This window comes from Salinibacter pepae, from assembly GCF_947077775.1.
Lineage (GTDB): Bacteria > Bacteroidota > Rhodothermia > Rhodothermales > Salinibacteraceae > Salinibacter > Salinibacter pepae.
Genome location: NZ_CAMTTE010000003.1, coordinates 1 through 2997 on the forward strand (window position 1 = coordinate 1; position 2997 = coordinate 2997).

At 58.8% G+C, this 2997-nt stretch carries 3 protein-coding genes; 1 reads left to right on the forward strand and 2 read right to left on the reverse strand.

Annotation, left to right across the window (positions count from 1 at the left end; translation table 11 throughout):
* Positions 1 to 8 precede the first annotated feature (8 nt).
* Both OJA40_RS15645 and OJA40_RS15255 read right to left on the reverse strand, forming a co-directional pair.
* On the reverse strand, positions 9 to 170 hold the full coding sequence (locus OJA40_RS15645; RefSeq protein ID WP_423816506.1) for a helix-turn-helix domain-containing protein: 162 nt from the start codon (positions 168 to 170) through the stop codon (positions 9 to 11).
* A gap of 44 nt (positions 171 to 214) precedes the next feature.
* On the reverse strand, positions 215 to 808 hold the full coding sequence (locus OJA40_RS15255; protein ID WP_263811063.1) for a hypothetical protein: 594 nt from the start codon (positions 806 to 808) through the stop codon (positions 215 to 217).
* 233 nt (positions 809 to 1041) lie between these two features.
* Here OJA40_RS15255 and OJA40_RS15260 point away from each other — a divergent pair, with 233 nt between their 5' ends.
* Positions 1042 to 1605, forward strand: a complete 564-nt coding sequence (locus OJA40_RS15260) for a tyrosine-type recombinase/integrase (RefSeq protein WP_263811065.1) — start codon at positions 1042 to 1044, stop codon at positions 1603 to 1605.
* Positions 1606 to 2997 lie beyond the last annotated feature (1392 nt).

Sequence of the window (2997 nt, forward strand, 5' to 3'; positions counted from 1 at the left end):
GGACGCGCCTATTCTTCGGGCTGCACTTCGGCACGAGGAATCCGCCATTGGGACCCAAACTTCTCTGCCCCCTCAAATTCCCCGTTAGCGCAGAGGTACCGTACGCCACGGGGGGACATATCGAGAATTTCGGCTGCTGTCTTGGTGTCAATCCATTCTTGATCGGACATCGTGTAAATACTTGGGACTGTTGTACTTAGGGCGAAAATTACATCTACTCCCCGCGTTCAATCGCCCGCTCAATCTCGTTGCGCACCGTCCTCCAATCGAGTTGCGCCAAGATTCGCACGTCGTACTTGTCGAACGGGTGGGCCTCCGGTAGCCGCTCGTAGCTGTCGCTCAACTCGGAGCGGGGGGCGTCTACGTCTTCGTAGCGGTGGAATGCGTCGAATAGCGCCTGAACCTCCTGACGGGCGTCCTCCCAGGCGTCGAGGACCCGATCAAGGGCTTTCCCAATCTCTTCCTCGGCATCGTCCTGAATGCTTCTGATGGCCTCCTCACGGGCGTTCTTGAGGCGGTCCTGAGCCTTCTCCTCTACCTTCTCGGCGGTGCGGATCTCCGTCTCAATTTCGCGGTGCCGATTCCGCAGCTGTTCGAGCTGGTCCTGAATCTCCTGAACCTCGGGGTCCTGGTTCGGGTCACGCCCTTCAACCTGAGCCTCTGCCTGAGCGTCTGTTAGCTCCTCTGTGAGCCGATCAATCTCCCCAGGTAGACTTTCCTTCTCGTCTCGCAGCTTGGAGAGGGTCTGTTGAGCGGATTCGAGCTTCTGTTCGGCGTCCTGTACGGCGTCAAAGTCGTGCAACTCCATGATGCTGTGCAGCCATTTTTTGCGGGGTCTAACTCTATGAAGATTGTATGAAGACAGCCCCACAGTGTTCCGCATCTGCCGGAATCGGAAGCGCCCCAAATCGCCGGGAGAATCGTGAATGCGTCACGCTTTTCTTGACATTCCGCCGAACAGTGCTTTTCCTCGTGAATGCGTCACGATAACATGGAAAATCGTGACAATCGACGTTCTTCGCACCGTTGACCCCTCAGACCATGACTCGCCCCGACAAACTCCCCAAGATCCTCACTGACGACGAAACGGAACGGCTCCTGTCTGAGCCGAACCAGCGGTACGTCTCCCCCCACCGGGATTATCTGTTCATGCGGCTCATGCTGCAAGCCGGATTGCGGGCGTCAGAAGCCGTATCGCTGAAAGTGGAGCACGTCGATCTGCAAAGCGGGCGCGTCAACGTCCGAAACGGGAAGGGGGCGAAGGATCGAACCCTGTGGATCGGTGAGGAGCTACTTGAGGAGCTACGTGAGTGGATGGAGCGCCGTCCTGAATCGGAATATCTGCTCCCCACCTCGAAGGGCACGAAGGTAGACACGTCCCAGCTGCGGCGCTCAGTGAAGCGGTACGCCCGCAAAGCGGAGATTGCAGAAGTGGAGCGGGTCAGCCCCCACACGCTCCGTCACACGTTCGCCACGCGCCTTTACCGGGAAACGGGCAACATCCGAATGGTGCAGAAGGCACTCGGACACTCGGACCTGGCCACCACGATGGTCTACACTCACGTCGTGGACGGTGAGTTGGAGGGGGCGATGAAGCAGCTGTAAGGGGAGGGGTCAACTTGACGAAAAGACCGGGCGTTAGAATAATCTGCCCAGGATTTGACACTTCACAGGACCTTGACAATGCCTTCAATCGGCTTCTGTGGGGCTTATTTCGGCTTCTAAGAGGTTTTCCCTGTAAAGAAGGGGTAACCCTCCGGTCAAACGCTTGACAGGCTTAGAAGCCAATCTGAGGACTCTGAGAAGAAACGACACGTAGAGAAGAGAACCCCATTCCTCCCGCCACGGTGGGAATTTGCTTCTATGTGCGGGAAGGGCCACCTTCTACGGCACACATTCGATCACAAAAACGAAGAACCCGACACCGTCGCAAGTCTTGGCGGACAGCTGACGGTGCCGGGTCCATCGCAGATGCAGCAGATCCTACCTCGTCAAACGCCGTCCGTTCCAAGCCGCAGAGAGGCTTCTCAGCGGCTCCCCCTTCTGCGCCCACCGTGACCCCGGCTGTGGAGTAGCGACGCGTTGAGGGCATGATGTGCGTGCTTGCGCGACGCGTCAGTGTCAGCTGCGGACTTCTCGTAGCAAGGTAGTGAGCGCGGGGGCAAGCCACAGCTACCGATCCACGGACGACCGCCCACCGGATGGCTTCCTCGTGACTCGACACGGGGCGCGTGTGGGCTTCTCACAGCGTCGAGATTCGACTGTGAGGGCCAGTGATAGGCTCGACCGCTACGAGGCGATAACGCCCGAATGAGCCGCCTCAGTCCGGTCCCCCAACGCCCCCCGCGTGCATGCGCGCTGGGCTTGGGGCTTCGCCGGGACTGTGGCAGATCCAGGTCTGACATACGAGACGATGGGGGGAGGGGGGATGTTGTTCGGAAGGCTTGGAAGCGCTTCCAAAAGATGAATGGAAGATGAAGGAAATGGTTAAGGGGGATTATAGGGGGATGTTAAAAAGGAAGGAAGATAGTAGCCCCGAACTGTTGACAGTAGTGGAAGGCCAACGCCAATAGGGGCAATGTGCTGACGTAGTGACGGCAAGGCTGTGAGAGTGCACGCGCGCGGACAGAGCCGAGCCGAGCCGCCCAATTGGTGGCGCTCCACGTGGCTTTTCGACTTGACAGCGACTTCATAGAATCCCCGCTCAGTGAAAATCTTGACGGGGTCGGCTACCCTGCATGACAGCAACCGCGCTGAACATTTTCGGGCGTTCTGAGACACTGTAAACCCTTGGGATTCAAGACCTTACGTATAATACGCGACGTGCGCGTGTTAAAGCGGCGGAGCGACGACGGCGGGACCGACCGCACGGGAGGGAGGGGGAGGACGCCACCGGGGAAGGAGCGGAGCCGCTGGTAGTGAGGCAACAAAAAACCCCGCCGCACGCATGGCTGACAGACGGCGGCGGGGGAGAGGACAGGAGAAGCCCGCTGTACG